Genomic DNA, 18,249 nt, shown 5'->3' on the forward strand with positions numbered 1-18,249 from the left:
CGCTTTGGCAAAACGCTTCTCCGTTTCTGAGTACACCGATGGCATTTTAGCCGGCAACCGCGTGCTGCTGAGCCGGGCCATTACGCTGGTGGAAAGCACCCTGCCCTCCGACCAGGCCCTGGCTCAGCAAGTGCTTGATGCGGTGCTGCCCTACGCGGGCCGCTCGGTGCGGGTGGGTATTACGGGCGTGCCGGGCGTGGGCAAAAGCACGTTTATTGAGGCGCTAGGCCTGCATCTGGTGCGAGAGCTAGGCCACCGCCTGGCCGTGCTGGCCGTTGACCCCTCCTCGCAGCGCAGCGGCGGCAGCATTCTCGGCGACAAAACGCGCATGAACCAGCTGGCCGCGCATCCGCAGGCCTACATCCGGCCCTCTCCCGCCGGCCGCAGCCTCGGGGGCGTCACGCGCAGCACCCGCGAGGCCCTGGTACTCTGCGAAGCCGCCGGCCACAACGTGATATTTGTGGAAACCGTGGGTGTAGGCCAGAGCGAAACCGCCGTGCACGGCATGGTCGATTTCTTCCTGCTGCTGATGCTGGCTGGCGCCGGCGACGAGCTGCAGGGCATCAAGAAAGGCATCATGGAAATGGCCGATGCCGTCACCATCACCAAAGCCGATGGTGGCAACGAGCAGGCCGCCCGCCGGGCCCGCGTGGAGTACCAGAATGCCCTGCACCTGTTTCCGCTGGCGCCCTCGCAGTGGAGCCCCGTGGTCACGGTTTCTTCGGCGGTAACGGGGGCAGGCGTGCCGGCCGTGTGGCAGCTGGTGGAGCAGTACGTGCAGCAAACGCAGGAGAGCGGCTACTTCCAGCGCCGCCGCCAGGAGCAAAACCTGCACTGGCTCCACGAAACCATCCGCGAAACCCTGGAAACCCGCTTCTACGCCCGCCCCGATATTGCCGCCCGCCTCCCCGAAATCAGAGAGCAGGTAATGAATGGCCGCAAGTCGGCATTCGGGGCCGCCGAGGAGCTGCTAGGCCAGTAGGCTGCGTACCGCGAAAATCCGTTTCGCGGTACGCAGCCTACTGGCCTAGCTGGCCAGCTTCCGCTTTATCATCAGGTAGTCGAGGTAATAGAGGACTTTGATGGAAACGTTGTTATTGTGCGGGGTATTGATGGTGTTGTTCAGGTTATCGAAGTAAAGCGGGGTGGCTTCGTTGGCCTCCAGAAAAGAGGAGCTGGCATTCTTCCACACAATGCTTACCTGAGAGCCCGGTGCAAACCACCACGAGTACACGGCGTCCACGTTGAAGGCATTGAAGGTATTGTCGCGGTTGCGGCGGTAATCAACCAGGGTTTCCTGGCCGTTCTTGCCGAGGCGGGCAAAGTCGGCGTAGCTTACGGTGCTGGTGTAGTGCCGCGTGCGGATGGTGAGCGACATGCGGTTGTTGAAGGTGTATGCCCCCGACAGCGTGTTCGTGACCGTAAGCACTCGGCGGCGGCCCAGTAGCACATCCGTGGCGTAGTTTTTCCGGAACTCCGCATCATCGGGCAGGCTCGTGTCTAGGCCACCATTCACGTAGCCTACCTGGTTTTGGCGCAGGTTCCAGTCGAGGCTATAGCGGAAGTTGAGCTGGTTGCTGACGCGGTAGCGCGGTGAGATGTTCCAGCCGTAGCCCATGCGGCGCGGCCGGGCGCGTTCCAGGCGGTCGTCGGTATCGTACCAGCGCACACCCGCGTTTACATCCAGCGCGAGCTTCTTGCGGTAATCAGAGGAGATAAAGCCGCCCAGGTTGGCATTCACCGGCACCCGCACGTAGTAGTCGCCCAGCGGGTACTGGCGGGGCTCGTAGTAATCGTGCGTAACGGGGTTGGCGTCGAAGTTTGCCCCCACCGTCATGAAGCTTTTGGTGAACGTGGTGTTGAAGCCCGCCGACACGTTGGCATCCTGGTAGCGGGTGGGCTTATACAACAGGGAGTGATTCAGGTTGAAGAAGGTATTGAGGTTATTTACCTTCCAAAACGGCTTATACTTGTTGTAACTGGCGTACAGCCCCTGGCTGATGTTGTTGTTGCCGAACAGGATGCCCAGGTCATTGGGGTTGTACTTGTCTGACTCAATACCGTGGTTTAGGCCCCAGGTAAAGTTGCCGCTGATCTTGCTGACCCCAATCTGGTATTTGTAGCCATCCTGGTCATCAATCTGCTCTTCTGAGCCAAACACATTGCCACGCCGCCGCGAGTATACCACGCGGCCATCCACGGCGTAGCTGTTTTTTTTGTTGGCGAAGCGGAACAGGCCACCCGTCACGTTGGCATCATAGGTGCTGCCCCAGCGCGTAACGTTGGTGTTGATGAGCGAAACGTAGGAGTTGTTCTTCAGGCTTTGGTCCAGCACCATAATGCTGTAGTTGCTGAAGGGTTGGGTAAGCACCTCGCGGCGGCTGCCGTCCACGGAGTCGCGCACGGTGGCGTACACATCATTGCTGAGCGCATTGAACACCCCAATGCCCAAACCATTCTTGGTGCGGCCCGATACCTTGGTGGCGTTGAGCAAGCGGGTAACGCCGGGGTTGCTCACCACGGCTTCACCGGGCCTACGCTGCCCATCAAGGCCCGGCTCGCCTTGGCGCAGCTGACTGCTTACGTTATCAAACCCAATGGGCGTGGCCCCCACCCGGCGGGAGTAGAACAGGTTGCCCTTGTTGAACAGCTCGGTGCCTTCGGTGAAGAACTGGCGGTTTTCCTGAAACTGCACCTCAAACGGCGAGAGGTTAAGCACCTGGTTATCGCTCTGCACCTGCCCAAAGTCGGGTACCAGCGTAGCATCCAGGGTAAAGCTTTCGTTGATGCCCCACTTCACGTCGGCGCCGCCATTGAAGCTGGTGCTGGTGTTGCGGGTGCCCTGCTCCTGGTAGGGATAGTGGTTTACATAGCTGGAAACGTAGGGCGTGAGCGAGAGGCGCAGCGGCGGCGTAATATCACGCAGGCCCCGCAGCTCACCCCATTGGTTTACAAAGCCATCTACGGCGGGTTTCACCTCGTTCCAGAAGAAGGCCTGGTTGTCGCGCTTGCGCTGGCGCATGAAGTTCAGGCCCCACACCTGCTCGGTGGCTTTGCTGAAACGAATGGCGGAGTACGGAATCCGGATTTCGCAGATCCAGTCGGTGCCGCGCATGGCGGTGCGCGAGTCCCACACGGCGTTCCAGTTGCCATCTTCGCCGCCAGCCGGCGAGTAGCGCGAATCTACCTGCACTCCGCCCGTGCTTACAATAAAGCTGTAGCCGTTCAGCTGGTCGTGGTACGTATCCAGGAAAACACCGAAGAAGTCGGAGTTGCCAATGTCGTCGCGGGCGCTCAGCTCGCGCATAATGGAGTCCTGCGATACGTCGTGCATGATGGCGCCCACGTAGAGGTTGGCATCGTCATAGAGCACGCGCACCTCAGTGGGGTGCTTTTCGTGAGGGCCGGGGTTGGGCCGGTTCTGAATGAAGTCGGTGGCAATGGGAGCCTGCTGCCAGATGGGCTCATCCAGCTGGCCATCCAGCTTAATAGTTTCAGTGATGCGCAAGGCCTGCAGCTGGCGTTTGGGGGCGGGAACGGCAGCCTGGGCGGCCGTTTCAGCTGTTTGTGCATAGCTCGTGCCGGTTGCCAGAGCCAGGCAAACCAGCAGAAACATACAGAAGCATTTCACGGCGTGTAGGTGGGAGGAGAAGTGGAACAAGCGAACTGGTAATGGGAGATAAACACACCCGACGGAGTGGCCTAGGCCAGGTCAGGACGAGGTGGCAGCGCCGATATATAGCTCGGGCAGGATGTGGCAATAGATGCTTGAGCAGGCCCAACAGTTGCCTGTTCACAAAAACTTCATAATAAAAATCGGCCGCCGTTGCAGCGGCGGCCGATTCAGGAAGATCCAGGCTACTATTCACTCACACTGATCTGGATGTTGCGGCGGGCCTTGCCGCCTTTGGTGTCATTGGGGTTTGGCACGTCAAGCATTTGCCGATACTTGTCGGCCAGGGCCTCAGACTGCTTCTTACCATTCACGGTTAATCCGTCGTCGTTTAGCTGTAACTGGAAGCCCTTCTCGCTGGCGCCCAGCAGCCCATCCTTGCGCAGTTCCGTCCGAATTTCGTCGGAATCGAGGCGGGGGGGCGCTGGGGGCGCTGGCGGAGCAGGAACGCCTGGTGCGGCGGGGGCGGCCGGCACGGGGGGCACCGGCGGAACCATTGGTCGCGGTGCCCGGGGTGGCCTAGGCGGAGCAGGCATGTCGTTGTAGGAAGTGCTGCTATTGCTGTTCGTATTACGGGTAATGTTGTAAGAACCCTTGGCGAGCTTGTTACCCGTTTGCGCTTCTACCAGGCGCAGATATTTCGTGTGCATAGCCGCCGACTGCTTTTTGCCATTTACCACCAGCTCCGTGCTATTGAGCTTGAACTGGAAGTTGCCGTCGTCTTCAATCAGGCCATCTTTGAGCAGCTCCCGGCGCACCGCTTCATCACCGCCGCTGCGGGCGTTGCTGCTCTGCCGGATGCTGCCCCGCAGGTTTGTATCGCGTTCTACCCGTTCCGTTTCACGGTGAGCCGCTTCGGTCTCGCGGTGGGCCGCCTCCGTTTCGCGGTGAGCCGTGGCCAGCTGCCGCTCCAGGGTGGTTATCTCCTGGCCCAGGCGGGTTACCTCCTTCTGGTTCTTTTGCTTGGCAGCCACTTCGCGCCGGCGCGCCAGCTCACTGATCCGGCGGGCTATGTCGCTTTCCCGACGGGCTTTGTCGCCCTCGCGGCGAGCCAGCTCACTTTCGCGGCGGGCCACATCGGCTACGCGCCGGGTGGCTTCGCTGTCCTCTAACCGCAGCGCATTGCCGCTTAGCACTCTTAAATTGCCATTGAGGCCTTTAAGCTCTTCAAACTCCCGACGCTCATCAACCCTTTCGCGCAGGCGGTTTTCCATTTCCTCGCGCTGGTCGTGGAGTTCCTCCAGGGCACTTTCCAGCCGGTCCCGCTCCTCCTCTGAGGTGGTATTGAGTTGGGCTTCACGCAGGTTTTGCTCAGCCTGGGCCAATGCGCGGCGCGTGTTGCGCTCCAGCTCACGGCGGTCAATAGCGAAGGCTCTGCCTCTCAGCTCGGGGGTTACGCGCCAGAGCTGAGCCGCACCCGGCTGTGCCTGCCAACGCAAGCGGTTCAGATCGGCCTCGCTCATTCCACCCCCGGGCACCGTAAATACACGGGAGAAGTTGTCGTTGAAGCGGAAATCAAAGCCGGGAGTAGCATTGCTCCATACCTGGCCATTTGGCGCCACCCGAATTACCTCTACCTCCTGCCCTTTCTGCTTGCTCTTCTTATTGGCGGAAGCCGTTTCAACGCGCCGTCCGTTCACGTACAGATCCGTCAGGCGGCCTTTCTTGTCTTTTTCAATAACGATGGTGCCGGGGCGGCGGGCACCTTCCTGCACCACCACTACCTGCTTGGAGCGCTTACGGCGCTTTTTATCCTTATCTCCGTTATCCTGCCACGAGGACGCCAGATCGGCTGCGTCCTGTATTTCCGGCACGTCGGGCATTTCGACCGCCTCAACATCTACGAGTTCCTGCTCGGTGGCTGTTATCAGGGTGGTATCAGGTTCTGCCAGCAGGAAGGGCAGCTTGCTTAGGGCGCCGCCTTCTTTCCCATCGGTCCCCACTGGCCTAGGATCGGCCATGGCTACGGCCGAGGTTAGGAGCACCATACCACCCAACACCACGCAGGCAGCCATAAAACCTTCTGTAAAGGTAGGTGCCGTGCGGCCTTGCACCAGCCGTTTAATACGGCCCAGCACGGAACCATCGGGCCCCAGCGCCGACAGCGCCAGCTGCGCTGGGGTGGCGGGCACGGCGCTTAGCTCAGCCAGGGCTGCCAAAGCGCGGGCTACTGTGAGCGGGTTGCCGCCCACCATGGCAGTGGCCATGTCGTCGCAGCAGTTTTCGCGCTCAGTGCGCAGGCATGCGGTCAGGAACCATACCGCCGGATGGTAGAAAAATAAGGTTTCGGCTACCGACTGCACTAGGTTTACCAGGTAGTCGCGGCGCGCTACGTGGGCCAGTTCGTGGGCCAAGATGGCCTCCAGATACGTCTGGCTCAGGCCGGTAACCGTACCCAGCGGCAGCAACACCACGGGCCGCAGGTGGCCTACCACCACGGGCACCCGCACCAGCGCCGACTCCAGCAACTCAATGGGCTGCTGCAAACCGGCCCGGCCAGCCAGGGTGCTCAGCCGCTCCTGCCACTCTGCAGCGAGGGGCTGTACCCGGTAGCGCCGCAGGCGCTGCACGTAGGCCAGTCCGCCCAACAGGCGCAGGGTCATGGCCAATAGGCCTAGCAGCCAGGCGGCCACCAATACGGGCAGGTTCTGGTCAAAATAGGTAAGCCACGCCTGCAGGCCGGTGGGGGCCGGAGCTGCTGCCGGGGCCACGTCGGCCACCGCAGCTACTGCCGTGCTGGCGGGAGCCGCGCTTACCGCTGGCTGCTCAGCGGCCACGGCGGGCGCCGCTGGCAACATGGTTTCAGTAGTTACGGCTGATACGGCTGAGGCTTTTTGCACCTCCGTGCGAGCGGCAGCATAATACCGCCCAAACGTAATGGCGGCCAAGACCAGCAAGGCCACCAAAGAGGCTGCGGCCGTGTTGTAGCGCACCGCGGCGCGGTGCCGCTGCAAGAGCAGCAGGAGCCCCGCCAGGGCCAGCGCTACCACAGCACCCTGCCACAACGAGTGCACTAACGTCCAGCCCAAGGCGCGGATGAGCGCGGGCGGCAAAAGTTGTTCGAGCCAGTTCATAGGGCTTCGTCGGTTGAGGGTGGGGTGGTGTCGTTCTTAATCTCGATGTCGTTGAGCAGGCGCCGGATTTGCTGGAGTTCTTCCTGCGAGGTGTGGCGGTTGCCCAGGGCCTGCATCACCAGCTTCATGGCCGAGCCGCCAAAGGCCGATTCCACGAAGCGGTCGAGCAGCAGGCCCTGAGTTTCCTCCTCGCGCACGGCAGCCCGATAAATGTGGGTCTTGCTCTCGTCGTCGCGGAAAACCAGGACTTTTTCCAGCATTAGCTGCAGCAGCTTCAGCGTAGTAGTGTAGCCTACATCACGCTTTTTGCTGAGCTCATCATTTACAAACCGAACAGTGCTGGGGCCGTGTTGCCAAAGCACCTGCAGAATTTCCAGTTCAGATTCAGTAGGTTTAGGAGCAGGTGACTTGTTCATGCGAGAATAGTTTATCCTACGAAGTAGTTCGTACACCAAACATATACGAAGCTTCTCGTACATGCAAGTATAATCTACGATTTATTTCGTACAATATTACAATCCGCTTCTATCCTTCTATTTACCACCTAGATACCCCTCGTAAATCACCTAGCTGTGCGTACGGACCACCGCCCTACTAACCCCATAGCTACCTAGAAACTCAACTGCGCCGGCCCAACCCTATAAGTCTGAGCGCACCCCACTGCTCCCTTTAGCAGCCGGCAGCCAGACCATATAGACGAGTAAGTTCTCTGTCTATATGGTCCGGCAACTCCCCAATGAGCGTTGGTGCTTCTGTGCTTTTGCCTTCCAGCCAGGCTCCACTCAACACGTGTAATAGCGGCTACAAATAACCTGGCAGGAGAAAGCACTTACTCAGGTGTGGAAGCGTACCGCTTCGGCTGGCCGTCTTTAGGCGCTGAGCTTTACTTACGCTGGCGGAAATACACATCCCCGCTCACAGACTCCAGCCGTACGGTGGGGCCGCCGCTGCCTCCCATGGTACCCCGCACCTGGTACCCTACAATGGGGTTATCTTTGCGGTTGACGAAAGCAATATCCTGATCGGTGTACACCTCGCCAGTTATGGTTTTGAAGGCTACATCAGCGCCTTGCTTTGGGGGCCAGCTTACATCCACAAAGCCGCTAATGGATTTTACATCAAGCGGGGCCGTTAGGCCATTTACTTCAATGTTGCCGCTGATGGTGTTTACGCGCACCGCTACGCCGGCAGGTACGGCCACATCTACCTCCATGCGTAGGCAAATGCCTCCGCCGCCCGATTTGCCATTGTTCCAGTTGCCACCCCAGCGGGTGGTACCCTCACCATCGGGGCAGTTGGCTACCTGGCTGGTTTGCACCAGTTTTTCATCCAGCACTGAGGCAATAGTGAGGCCATCAGAAGCCTTATTGGAAGTAAGCGTTATGGCCTCATTCAGCTGCCCACCGTTGACCGTGACGGTGGCACGCAGCACCATCTCGGAGCCGCTGGCCGGATGAATTTTGATAACCGTGGCGTGTTTTAGCTCCAGGTTCAGGCGTTGCCCTGAGCTTAGGGAGGCCTTCTGTTCGAGTACTTTTTGGGCGTAAGCGCCCTGGCTGCTCAGCCCCAGCAGGACCGACAGCAACAATATGAAACGAAACATGGGATAGGTAGTGGAGAAGTGAAAGAATAGACTCTGACTACGAATTGGTTATTTGGCTTTGCGCACGTACACGTCGCCGCTCACATTTTTCAGCGAGATAGAAGTGCCGCCCCCATTGATGGCGCCATTGAGCGTCTGCCCCCCAATCTGGGTCAGGCCGGTACTGTTGGCGGGTTTGGGCAAGGAGATATCAAAATCGGTGTATACCTCTCCCGAGATGGTACGCATCATAAGCGTGGCCTTGGTGGCCGTGGGCAGAGCCACATCAATGGCGCCGCTAATGTTGGTGATGGCGCTGGGGCCATTACCCAAGGAGTTGTAGCGCACCGTAATGTCGCCACTGGTGCTGTTGGCTACCACGGGGCCGGCCACGTTCAGCAGCTTGGCATCGGAGCTTTTCATCATCACTTCCAGCTTGCCCTGAAGGTTCTGCAGCACTACACTGCCGCCCCCCCACTGCATTTCCCGGTATACTACATCGGCCGAGCGAGGCACCCGAATGGTATAGTGCCCATCTTGCCGCGAGGCCTTTACAATGCGCACTGTGTTAGCCTCCTTGGTCACGGCCAGGCCCATACGGGTATTATCTACGGCCGAGTTGTACACAGCCTTCAAGCCTTCCGCCCGCTTAGGGGGTTCTTCGGCTCTGTCGCCTTTAATGATTAGCTCATCGCCCTCGTAGCCTTCCACGGTCACTTCACTGCCGTGCTGCATTTCGATGACCACTTTGCGGTCGTTGCCGCTGAGTTTGGTGCGGTATTCCTGCGCTTTGGCGGCAGAGCCAGCTAACAGCAGGCTGAAGAAGAGAAGAAATCTATGCTTTTTCATAAGAAGAATCAGTTGCAGATAGGCTCAGTAAGACCTGCAGAAGCCGCGGACTCCAGTAGTCAAACCACTATCCAATCAGAGAAAAGAAGAAGTTAAATCAGGATGTTGATGCCCTGGCGAGCCTGGTCGCGCACGGCCGGCAGCGCGTCGGGACGCTGGGAGAGGCGTTTGAGTTGGGGCACAGCCTGCTTGTTGCGCAGCTTCACGAGCAGCTCAATGAGCGTAATCTGTACGTTGGGGTCGGTTTGCACGGGCAGGGCCTGAATTAGGGCGGGGGCAACTAATGAATCGGCCCGCAGACGGTAGAGTGCTTCGGCGGCGGCCAGGCGCACGTTGGGGTTGGGGTCGGCGTTGAGGGTATTAATGAGCACCAGCACGGTAGGGTCGCCGGGGCGGGAGCTGCCAGAAGCATCGCTCACCAGCTGAATGCGGTGGCTGGCCGTAGCTGGCTGCTGAGTAGCCGCCGTGAGCTGTGCTGCTAGGTGCTGGGCATCAGTAGCAGGTGTAGCAGCGGCCATTTCCGGAGCGGCTGGCTGGCGCAGCAGCAACCCAAACACCGTACCTACTGCCAGCAGGGCTATACTGGCCGCAATACGCAGCCACATTACAGTAGTGGAGGCGGCAGCAGTGCCAGTGGTTGGGTGCAGGGGCACCACGTTTGCTTCATGCGCCTTAGGCAGGCTAGCAGTGGGCAACTTCGCTTTTTCTGCCGCCAGCATGGCCTGGAAGTCGTCGCGCAGGCCCATGGGCGGTAATACGGGCGGTAAATCGTCGAGGGCCGTGAGCAGGGTGCTGTATTGGGTAGCCTTCTCCTGGCACGCCGGGCACTGGGCGAGGTGGGCCGCTACCTGGGCCCGCTCGGCGGGAGGCAGGGTGCGGGCCGCATAGTCTACCAGTAACGGCTCCAGGTAGGAGCAGTCAGGCGAGAGAGGCGAATGATTTTCGTTTGTAAACATGACTAAATAGTCCAGAAATCAGCTGAAGTAAATTTTACGCAGGGCCTCCAGGGCCCGGTGCGCTTTCACGCGGGCCGCTCCTTCTGAGCAGCCCAGCATCTCTCCTATCTCGGCGTAATCGAAGCCCTGGAAGCGGTGCAGCACCAGTATTTCGCGCTGCGCCGAGGGCAGCAGGGCTAAGGCTTCCTGCACGTCCTGGCCCTCGTAGGTGGCCGCTACGCCGGCCATTGCGGCGCGGCGCAGGGTAGGCGTCCGCTCCGCCACTTCCAGGTCGCCGGCGGGCACGTGGTGCTTTTTCCAGTGGTCGGCGTACACGTTGCGGGCCAGCTGGTAAATCCACGCCTTAAACGGGTGGGTTGACTGGTAGCTGGTGCGGTACTTCAGGATGCGCAAAAACACATTCTGCACCAAATCCTGAGCGGTGTCCCGGTCATTGGTCAGCCGCAGCAGAAAGCCAAACAGTAGTCCTTGATAGCGCTCAAACAGCGTGGATAGCTGGTCGAGGTCGTTGTCACGGACTTGCTCCATCAGGGTTTCGTCGCTGGGGCTTTGCACGGGGTAGGAAGAGCTATTTGCGGGAGAGTTATGAGGAGTACTGGCCTATATGCCATTCGTTACAGAGGTAGGAAAATATTTTTCAACTCCTCTGAAACCAGCAGCGGCTCCGCAGTGCCATGCACCACGGAGCCGCTGTTGGTTGCTGCGCTTACGTCAGCTATAATCAATCAGAATCTCTACAAAAGCATATCATGCTGAGTGCAGCAAAAGATGTTATCCGTCAGCACGAGGCGCTAGGCCAGTTGGTACCGCGTGATAAGGTACTTTCTGCGTCAGTAGGAAGTGCTTTTTGTAAGATGACTTGAGCAGATTGTCCTCCTCAACTGATCCGGAGTATCGCCAGTAAGCAAATAACGTCATGTTTGATCTGGCGTCCGCGAAGTCGAAGCAGCTCTACCGCTTTGTGGCAGAGGCCTGGGCCAGGTAGTTAGTCAGCGGTAGAGTTGCTTCGACTGCGGCTGCGCCTCCGCTTAGCATGACGCTCTTACGGGGTGCAAAACCCTCAGTCGCCAGTTGCCGCCTACAAAGCCTAGGCCCGCCGCCGCTCCAGCGTTACGCGGGCGCGGTGGCAGATGCCGCCCAGCGGCGGGTTGAATTTCGAAACGCTGACGCGTACTCCCTCGATGTAAGGAAACTCCTCTAGTACCCGGTCCATCACGCGGTGGCCTAGGTGCTCCAGTAAGCGCGCCGGAGCCAGCATCTCTTCCGTTACCACGCGGTAGAGCACCTCGTAGTTTACGGTTTCGTGCAGCTTGTCGGAAGCTCCGGCGGCGTGCAGGTCAGTGTCGATGTATAAGTCAACCCCGTACTTATTGCCGATTTTTTGCTCTTCATCATAGTACCCGTGAAAAGCAAAAAACTCCATTCCTTCCAGTGCAATCTGACCCATGTGGTGAATTTGTGAAGTGTGAATTTGAGAAGCGGTAGTGGCTGGCTGGTTGTTCTTCCCGGCTACAAAACAACGAAGCCTACCGGAAAGGCAGGCTTCGTGAGGAGCAAGTGACGCAGAGCAAAGTATACTCGCGTGTTGCTAATGCTAGATTTCGTCAAAGAAAGACTTCTCGCTCAGCGTAGCAGCGGCAGCCATGCCAGGCTGGCCGGGGTGCGTGGCCGGCGACGGCTGCGCAATTTCGGGGTGATTAGGCGTCACGGGCTGAATATCGGGAGCAATGGGGTCAACCTGCGGTGCCATTGGGTCGGGTACTTGCGAGGGCGCTATTGGGTCAACGTGGGGGGCGGGCGAAATGCCAGGGTTCTCGCGGGGCGCTCCGGGGCGGTCAATTTCGGGGCCGGGCGTTTGCGCGGGGGCGCCGGGGTCGGGCTGCTGGCCGGGCTTGGGGTTGTAGGCGCCGGGCTGGGCCACTACGGGCCGGGGCTCGGCTACTGCCGCTGAACCACCGAACGAAGCGGCCGTACCGCCGGCCACGGCAGCAACAGAGGAGGTAGAGGAAAGAGTAGTATGCATGGCAGCGTCTTGTTTAGGTGAGTCGTCGGCGGGTTGCGAACGATTCACTTTTACGCTAGCTGCACGGGAAAGGATGGCGGCGGTGCTGGCTTTGGGTCGAGCTTTGGCTTTTTCTACTTTATCGAGGGCGTCAGAAGCCAAGCGGTGCAGGTCACCCACCAGGCCTTCCAGCACGTTCTCCAGGCGCTGGCACTCCTGGCCCAGGCCATTCACCTCCTTCTGCATATCAGTGATGGCGCGCTCAGCCTGCTGGTAAGCGTCATCTACCACGGTGCGGGCCTTCTGGCGCGCATCGTTCAACAGCTGCTCAGCCTGCAACTGCGCTTCCCGTATGCGCAGCTGGGCGTCGCGCTGGGCCTGCTCCGTGATACTGTTGCCGGTGTCTTCGGCCGTTTTTAGAGTGCGGTAGAGGCTGGTTTCCACTTCCCGCATTTTGCTGACCTCGTGCGTCGCGTGTTCCAGCTTCAGGCGCAAGTCCCGGTTTTCGTCGCCCATCCGCTCCCATTGCTGAGAAAGCGTGAGCAAAAAGGCTTGTACTTCATCCTTATCTAGGCCCCGGAAGGCTTTTTCAAAGGTCTTTTGCCGGATATCGAGAGCGGTAATTTTCATGGTGTCAGGAGCTAGTAGCCAGGAGCCCGCAGATAGCTGGAGGAAGCGGGCTGAAACCAAAGAAACACTTGCGCAATTTTCTCCTTCTTCGGGCTCCTGCCTTCTAGCTCCTGCTTCTTTTTACGAAAGCTCCCAGACCGCGAGGCTGCGGTCGTCGCTACACGAAACTAGCCTATTCTGCCTTCCCGGCCAAAATAACTTGTTTACGGAGGTGCCGTGGCCAGCATGGCGGGCCCGGTCGAGCACCCGCAACAGCGTGAGCGTAGCCGCGTCCCAGAGCTTGATGCTTTTGTCCATGCTGCAGGTGACGAAGTACTGCCCATCGGGCGAGAAAGCCACGTGGTTGATGGTGAACATATGGGCCACCACGCTGGCCGCCGGTTGGTAGCCAGCAGCCACATCCCAGGTGCGCAGATGAGCATCTCGCCCGGCCGTGAACAGGGTGCGGCCATCGGGCGCGTAGGCCAGAGTAAACACTGAGTTGGTAGCGCCTTCCAGCACCTGCTTCACCCGCAGTGAGTCGGCAGCCACTATCCGCACCAGCCAATCGGAGCCGCCCACAGCCAGCTCCCCACGCTCCTCGTGCAGGGCCAGGCAGCGCAGGCTCTTGTCGGATAGTTTGAGCAACTGTTCTACTTTGAAGTCAGGGGCCCGCAGTACTGCCAGCGTACCATCACCGAGGGCGAGGTAAAGACGCTGCCGAGCCTCGGAGTACACCATATCAAAAATGGCGGCGGGGGGCAGGGCGGTGGCATAGGCCAGTTTTTTCTCCTGCAAATCAATGGCCTGCAGGCCCTGAAAGTTGTGGCCGAGCAGCAGCAACTGCCGCTCGGGCAAATGCAACAAAGCGTACACACTATTCTCCACTTTCGCCACCAACTCACCGTCGCGCTCAGGCTCGTCGGCGCTCCAAGCGGCTACCATACCATCAGCCCCGGCGGAGTAAAACACTTCCTGGCCCGGCGTACCGGCCAGCGCGTACACGCAGTCGCGGTGCCCGGTAAGCGAGGCTAATTTCTGGACTTGGGGGCGGTGGATAGAAGACAAGGTGTTGCTGAAGTAATAAGGTGATGGGGTGAAGAGGTGACAAAGGTACGCCCGTGGTTGCCAGTAGCACGAAGCTCCCACAGGACAGCCTTACCTTTACCCTTTCACCTTATCACCTCGTCACTTCATCACCTCAAGTTGCCACTTTACTCCATCACTCCGGTTTCGCAAACGGCCGTGCTAGGCCTCTGGCAGCTCACTGAGTCTGTACCGGACCTGTGGGACCTGCTCCCGGCGCAACCTCACTACCTCGCCCGCTACCCCGATGGCCGCGACGAACTACGCGCCCGGCAGTGGCTAGCGGGGCGGGTACTCGCGCACCAGCTCCTGCAAGAAGTAAATGATACTCCCGCCACTTTGCACAACGACCCCAACGGCCGACCCTACTTTGCGGAGCTGCCTGGCCTAGGCCTATCTATTTCACATTCTGGCGAGTGGGTGGCCGTATTATTAGACCCACGTGGGGCGGTTGGCACAGATATTGAACTAGTAAGAACCAAAGCGCAACAGTTGGCTCCCCGGTTTCTATCGGAAACCGAACGGGCCGACGCCGGCGACGATGCAGTTAAATACAGTCTCTACTGGAGTGCCAAGGAGACGCTTTACAAGCTGCACAGCCGCCGGGGCCTGGTGTTCAAAGAGCAGCTATTGCTCGACCCGTTTGGGCTGCGAGAGGCCGGTGTGTTGACGGGACACCTGCTCCTCGAAAACTCTCGCAGCCAACACCAGATCCACTACCAGCGCTTACATCCTGATTACGTCCTAACTTACGCTCTCAGTGAATTTGTGAAGTGGTGAGTAACTGGCCTACCAAGTACACCTTGCCCAGCAAGCGCCGCCCACCCATCAAGTTCACAGCCTCACTCCTTCACAACCTCACCTTCCCTGCATGTCTCTTCGTCGAATTTCCATTATAACCGCTGCAGCCCTGCTGTTTTGTACCGTAGCCGTAAGTGTGGCTCGGGCCCAGAGCAGCCGTTCGGTGTCTGATTTCAGCCTCAAGAACGGCGCCAACACAGAGGTATCCCTCAAGAGCTATGCCGGTAAGAAAGCAGTAGTGGTGGTATTTGTGAACCCGAACTGCGCGTTTTCGCGTCTCTACCAAAACCGCCTGAGCACCCTCGCTTCGGGTTACAGTGGCCGGGGGGTGGAGTTCCTGTTCATTGATACGCCCATCAACCTGGAAGCCAGCGCCGATGGCACTGATGCTGAAAAGCTAAAAATCAAGACGACGGGCGGCGCCGACATCCCACTTCTACTGGATGAAGGCCAGAAAGTAAGCGCCATGCTGGGTGCCACCAAAACGCCCGAAGCCATTTTGCTGCAACCCGTAGGCGACGGTTTTGCCGTGCGCTACAAAGGAGCCATTGACGATAACGCGCAGGTGGAAAGCTACGTGAAGGAGCGCTACCTGCAGCAGGCCCTCGACAACATCTTGGCCGGGCGCCCCGCCGGGGTGGCCGATAAACGTGCCGCAGGCTGCCTGATCAAACTGAACTAGGCCAGTCATATCTTCAGATTAGCCCACGTATAAAAGCAAAAAAGCCTTCTGTGTAATGCAGGAGGCTTTTTTGTGTCAATAGCTCACAAAGCTACTATTCTTCATCGGGCGCGGCATCCGTGTTGGGTGAGTCGGTGAGAATGGCCAGGAGTTGGCCTACTTCGGCTGCTTTTGCGGGCTCCTGCAACTTCTCAAAGCTTAGCTGCAGGTTGCGCAGTGCTCGCCGCACAATGTCGATGTGCGAGCAGGGCTCAAAGAAAATCTCATTGGGTGTGAGGTTAAGCTGCCCAATGTAGTGCTCGATATCGGTGCGCGACAACACCAGCCCGCGGTTGTAGCAGTTAATGTAGAAAGGCTCCACTATGGGGCTATCGGGGCGGTAAGTCAGTACGAATAGGTTGGGCAGATTTACGCCGAACACGGGCAGCTTGAGGCGCTGGGCCACCAGCAGGTAAATCACGCACAGCGTAAGAGGGTTCCCGCGCCGGGTTTCCAGCACCAGGTGCAACATGGAGTTGGCCGGCGAATGGAAGTTCTGGGTGTTGGCCGCGAACTTATGCGCCCGGAACAGCACGTGGTTCAGGGTCTGCACCTGGTCGGCGGGGTGCATTTCGGGTTGCAGGAGCGTCCAGACCTCAAAGCGGAGCTGCTCAATAGCGCGGTTCAGCACCTGGAAGTCGGCGTCGGGATACTGATAGGAGTTCAGAAGCCACATGCCTTCCAGCAGGTTCTCGCCGCCGGAATCGCGCCACACGCGCAGGCGCTGCTGCAGGCCATCAAACTGCAGGTGATGTATCAGATCTTCAAGCCGCTGCTGCTGCTGAGTATCCAAGGTTTCCTCCCACGACTCTTCGAGGAAGGGAATAATGCTTTCCCCCAGCGTCTGGATTTTCTCCTGAATCTGCGGAGCAATTTCCGGATCGTCGAGCAGGGAGATGAGGGCTTTAATTTCTTTATTCGTCATGGAGCTGAGCTGCGGGTCGGCGGCGCGGGCCGCCCGGCATACGAGAAGGGCAAATAAACGCAACCGACGCGGTTTCACCACGGCTAGTTGCCAGGAATTAACATCTGGCAGGCGTTAGAATGTTCAATCAGCCAGATACTATATTTCCCGAAATGCCCAGGCCAGCTATGTATACTGGCCTGGGCGTTCTATACCAGGAGTAGGAAGCTGAGCAGTGGCTACTACCGCAATAAATTGGTTTTGGCCATTTCCAGCACCTCATCTCCCCGCCCATTCATAATGGCCTTGAGCGTGTAGAGGCTGAAGCCCTTTACTTGGCTGGCGTCGATGGTAGGCGGCATAGACAGCTCTGTGCGCTTCACCACCGCATCCAAAATTACGGGGCCAGGGTGAGCCAGCATTTCGGTAATGGCAGCGGGCAAATCAGCAGGGTCAGACACCCTGATGCCGCGCACCCCGGCGGCTTCGGCCAGGGCCGCGAAGTTGGGGTTTTCCAGCTCAGTGCCGTATTCCAGAATACCTGCCGCTTTCATTTCCAGCTCCACAAACCCCAGGCTGTTGTTATTGAAAACGACCACTTTTACGGGCGTTTTGAGCTGCTTCAGGGTCAGTAGCTCGCCCATAAGCATGGCAAAGCCTCCGTCGCCGGCCAGTGCAATAACCTGCCGACCGGGGTAGGCCAGTTGCGCCCCCAAGGCCTGGGGCATGGCATTGGCCATACTGCCGTGGTTGAAGGAGCCAATGAGGCGGCGCTGCCCGTTAAAGCGCAGGTAGCGTGCCGCCCAAATGGTAGGGGTGCCCACATCGCAGGTGAAAATAGCGTCTTCGGCGGCTTGCTCATTCAGCAAACGCGCCACGTATTGCGGGTGCATGCTGATGTCGCCGGGCTCACCGCTGGCCAGCTCGTCCAGGTCTTGGCGAGCCGCACGGTAATTTTCCAGGGCTTTTTCCAGGTGGCGGCGGTCTTGCTTATGGTTAAGGAGCGGCAGTAGGGCCTGAATGGTGGCGGCTACATCGCCCACCAGGCCTACTTCTACCCTGGCGCGACGACCAATATGCTCGCCCCGCACATCAACTTGCACATTGCGGGCTTCTTGAGGCAAGAATTGAGTGTAGGGGAAGTCAGTGCCGAGCATAAGCATGGCATCGGCATCCATCAGGGCTTCATAGCCGGAGGTAAAGCCTAGTAGGCCACTCATGCCCACATCGTAGGGGTTGTTGGGCTCTACATACTCTTTCCCGCGCAGGGCATGTACGATGGGCGCCCCCAGTGCCTCAGCTACCTGGAGCAGCTCAGCGTGGGCACCAGCGCAGCCAGCCCCAGCCATAATAGTTACCTTACTACAGGTGTTCAGCAGGTCGGCGGCGGCACGTAGGTCCTCAATAGTAGGCACCAGCGTGGCCCGACTGCGTAGTACGGGTAGGCGAGGTTCGGGGGCTTCTGTTTTCTGGTGGCTAATGTCGCCGGGCACTACTAGTACCGCTACGCCGCGCTGGGTTAGGGCCGTTTGGATGGCTACTTCTGTGGTGCGCACGGTTTGGTCGGGGTGGCCTATCAACTCACAATAGGCACTACATTCCTTGAAGGTGTTCTCGGGGTGCGTTTCCTGAAAATACTGGGTTCCGATTTCAACGCTTGGGATTTGGGCGGCAATGGCCAGCACCGGCACGCGGCTGCGGTGGCAGTCGTAGAGGCCGTTTAGCAGGTGGGTGTTGCCGGGGCCACAGCTGCCCGCGCATACGGCCAGGGTGCCCGTTACGTGGGCCTCGGCCCCGGCGGCAAAAGCCCCGGCCTCTTCATTGCGCACATGAATCCATTCAATGCCCTCCCGCGCCCGAATCTCATCGGTGATGCCATTGAGGGAGTCGCCCACCACGCCGTACACGCGCTTTACGCCGGCCGCAATCAGGGTATCTACTATTATTTCCGAGACGGTTTTCTTCGCCATAGCTTTCGGAGGTTAAGTCCAG

Annotated in this window: 15 protein-coding genes; 3 read left to right on the forward strand and 12 right to left on the reverse strand. The window is 59.0% G+C overall.

The window, feature by feature from the left end; all coding sequences use genetic code 11:
* Nucleotides 1–4: 4 nt before the first annotated feature.
* Nucleotides 5–982 (forward strand): methylmalonyl Co-A mutase-associated GTPase MeaB, encoded by a 978-nt coding sequence (meaB, locus tag HMJ29_RS02405; RefSeq protein ID WP_171589988.1) that lies wholly within the window; start codon nt 5–7, stop codon nt 980–982.
* A 45-nt stretch (nt 983–1,027) separates the two neighbouring features.
* Here the strand turns inward: meaB and HMJ29_RS02410 are convergent, their stop codons facing one another.
* The 10 genes from HMJ29_RS02410 to HMJ29_RS02455 all read right to left on the reverse strand — a co-directional run bounded on the left by HMJ29_RS02410 (nt 1,028) and on the right by HMJ29_RS02455 (nt 13,813).
* A complete protein-coding gene (locus HMJ29_RS02410) occupies nt 1,028–3,616 on the reverse strand; it encodes a DUF5916 domain-containing protein (protein ID WP_171589989.1) in 2,589 nt (862 codons plus the stop codon).
* Between the two features lie 245 nt (nt 3,617–3,861).
* Entirely contained in the window at nt 3,862–6,747 is a 2,886-nt protein-coding gene (locus HMJ29_RS02415; protein WP_171589990.1) for a M56 family metallopeptidase, read from the reverse strand.
* Nucleotides 6,744–7,163 carry a BlaI/MecI/CopY family transcriptional regulator gene (locus HMJ29_RS02420; protein ID WP_171589991.1) on the reverse strand — a complete coding sequence of 140 codons (420 nt, stop codon included), beginning with the start codon at nt 7,161–7,163 and terminating at the stop codon, nt 6,744–6,746. The genes HMJ29_RS02415 and HMJ29_RS02420 overlap by 4 nt, the downstream gene beginning before the upstream one ends.
* Before the next feature lie 467 nt (nt 7,164–7,630).
* Nucleotides 7,631–8,350, reverse strand: a complete 720-nt coding sequence (locus tag HMJ29_RS02425; protein WP_171589992.1) for a DUF4097 family beta strand repeat-containing protein — start codon at nt 8,348–8,350, stop codon at nt 7,631–7,633.
* Nucleotides 8,351–8,398: 48 nt separating this feature from the next.
* On the reverse strand, nt 8,399–9,178 hold the full coding sequence (locus tag HMJ29_RS02430; protein ID WP_171589993.1) for a DUF4097 family beta strand repeat-containing protein: 780 nt from the start codon (nt 9,176–9,178) through the stop codon (nt 8,399–8,401).
* A 92-nt stretch (nt 9,179–9,270) separates the two neighbouring features.
* Nucleotides 9,271–10,134, reverse strand: coding sequence for a HEAT repeat domain-containing protein (locus tag HMJ29_RS02435; RefSeq protein WP_171589994.1), 864 nt, complete (start codon nt 10,132–10,134; stop codon nt 9,271–9,273).
* An 18-nt stretch (nt 10,135–10,152) separates the two neighbouring features.
* Nucleotides 10,153–10,689 (reverse strand): RNA polymerase sigma factor, encoded by a 537-nt coding sequence (locus HMJ29_RS02440; RefSeq protein WP_171589995.1) that lies wholly within the window; start codon nt 10,687–10,689, stop codon nt 10,153–10,155.
* Between the two features lie 532 nt (nt 10,690–11,221).
* A complete protein-coding gene (gene folB, locus HMJ29_RS02445) occupies nt 11,222–11,581 on the reverse strand; it encodes a dihydroneopterin aldolase (protein ID WP_171589996.1) in 360 nt (119 codons plus the stop codon).
* A gap of 147 nt (nt 11,582–11,728) precedes the next feature.
* Nucleotides 11,729–12,766, reverse strand: a complete 1,038-nt coding sequence (locus HMJ29_RS02450; protein WP_171589997.1) for a DivIVA domain-containing protein — start codon at nt 12,764–12,766, stop codon at nt 11,729–11,731.
* A gap of 120 nt (nt 12,767–12,886) precedes the next feature.
* Nucleotides 12,887–13,813 (reverse strand): WD40 repeat domain-containing protein, encoded by a 927-nt coding sequence (locus HMJ29_RS02455; protein ID WP_253805663.1) that lies wholly within the window; start codon nt 13,811–13,813, stop codon nt 12,887–12,889.
* 138 nt (nt 13,814–13,951) lie between these two features.
* Here HMJ29_RS02455 and HMJ29_RS02460 point away from each other — a divergent pair, with 138 nt between their 5' ends.
* Both HMJ29_RS02460 and HMJ29_RS02465 read left to right on the forward strand, forming a co-directional pair.
* Nucleotides 13,952–14,611, forward strand: a complete 660-nt coding sequence (locus HMJ29_RS02460) for a 4'-phosphopantetheinyl transferase superfamily protein (RefSeq protein ID WP_171589998.1) — start codon at nt 13,952–13,954, stop codon at nt 14,609–14,611.
* Between the two features lie 91 nt (nt 14,612–14,702).
* A complete protein-coding gene (locus HMJ29_RS02465) occupies nt 14,703–15,314 on the forward strand; it encodes a redoxin domain-containing protein (RefSeq protein WP_171589999.1) in 612 nt (203 codons plus the stop codon).
* Between the two features lie 94 nt (nt 15,315–15,408).
* Here the strand turns inward: HMJ29_RS02465 and HMJ29_RS02470 are convergent, their stop codons facing one another.
* A complete protein-coding gene (locus HMJ29_RS02470) occupies nt 15,409–16,278 on the reverse strand; it encodes a transglutaminase-like domain-containing protein (protein ID WP_171593231.1) in 870 nt (289 codons plus the stop codon).
* A 221-nt stretch (nt 16,279–16,499) separates the two neighbouring features.
* Nucleotides 16,500–18,227: a ubiquinone-dependent pyruvate dehydrogenase gene (gene poxB / locus HMJ29_RS02475; protein WP_171590000.1), complete on the reverse strand. Its 1,728-nt coding sequence runs from the start codon at nt 18,225–18,227 to the stop codon at nt 16,500–16,502.
* Nucleotides 18,228–18,249: the final 22 nt, after the last annotated feature.

It is taken from the genome of Hymenobacter taeanensis (genome assembly GCF_013137895.1).
Classification (GTDB): domain Bacteria; phylum Bacteroidota; class Bacteroidia; order Cytophagales; family Hymenobacteraceae; genus Hymenobacter; species Hymenobacter taeanensis.

Bases quoted from the DNA above. Each gene is read 5' to 3' on its own strand.
- HMJ29_RS02410 (WP_171589989.1), bottom strand. From the start codon at position 3,616: ATGTTTCTGCTGGTTTGCCTGGCTCTGGCAACCGGCACGAGCTATGCA.
- HMJ29_RS02415 (WP_171589990.1), bottom strand. From the start codon at position 6,747: ATGAACTGGCTCGAACAACTTTTGCCGCCCGCGCTCATCCGCGCCTTG.
- HMJ29_RS02420 (WP_171589991.1), bottom strand. From the start codon at position 7,163: ATGAACAAGTCACCTGCTCCTAAACCTACTGAATCTGAACTGGAAATT.
- HMJ29_RS02425 (WP_171589992.1), bottom strand. From the start codon at position 8,350: ATGTTTCGTTTCATATTGTTGCTGTCGGTCCTGCTGGGGCTGAGCAGC.
- HMJ29_RS02430 (WP_171589993.1), bottom strand. From the start codon at position 9,178: ATGAAAAAGCATAGATTTCTTCTCTTCTTCAGCCTGCTGTTAGCTGGC.
- HMJ29_RS02435 (WP_171589994.1), bottom strand. From the start codon at position 10,134: ATGTTTACAAACGAAAATCATTCGCCTCTCTCGCCTGACTGCTCCTAC.
- folB (WP_171589996.1), bottom strand. From the start codon at position 11,581: ATGGGTCAGATTGCACTGGAAGGAATGGAGTTTTTTGCTTTTCACGGG.
- HMJ29_RS02450 (WP_171589997.1), bottom strand. From the start codon at position 12,766: ATGAAAATTACCGCTCTCGATATCCGGCAAAAGACCTTTGAAAAAGCC.
- HMJ29_RS02465 (WP_171589999.1), top strand. From the start codon at position 14,703: ATGTCTCTTCGTCGAATTTCCATTATAACCGCTGCAGCCCTGCTGTTT.
- HMJ29_RS02470 (WP_171593231.1), bottom strand. From the start codon at position 16,278: ATGACGAATAAAGAAATTAAAGCCCTCATCTCCCTGCTCGACGATCCG.
- poxB (WP_171590000.1), bottom strand. From the start codon at position 18,227: ATGGCGAAGAAAACCGTCTCGGAAATAATAGTAGATACCCTGATTGCG.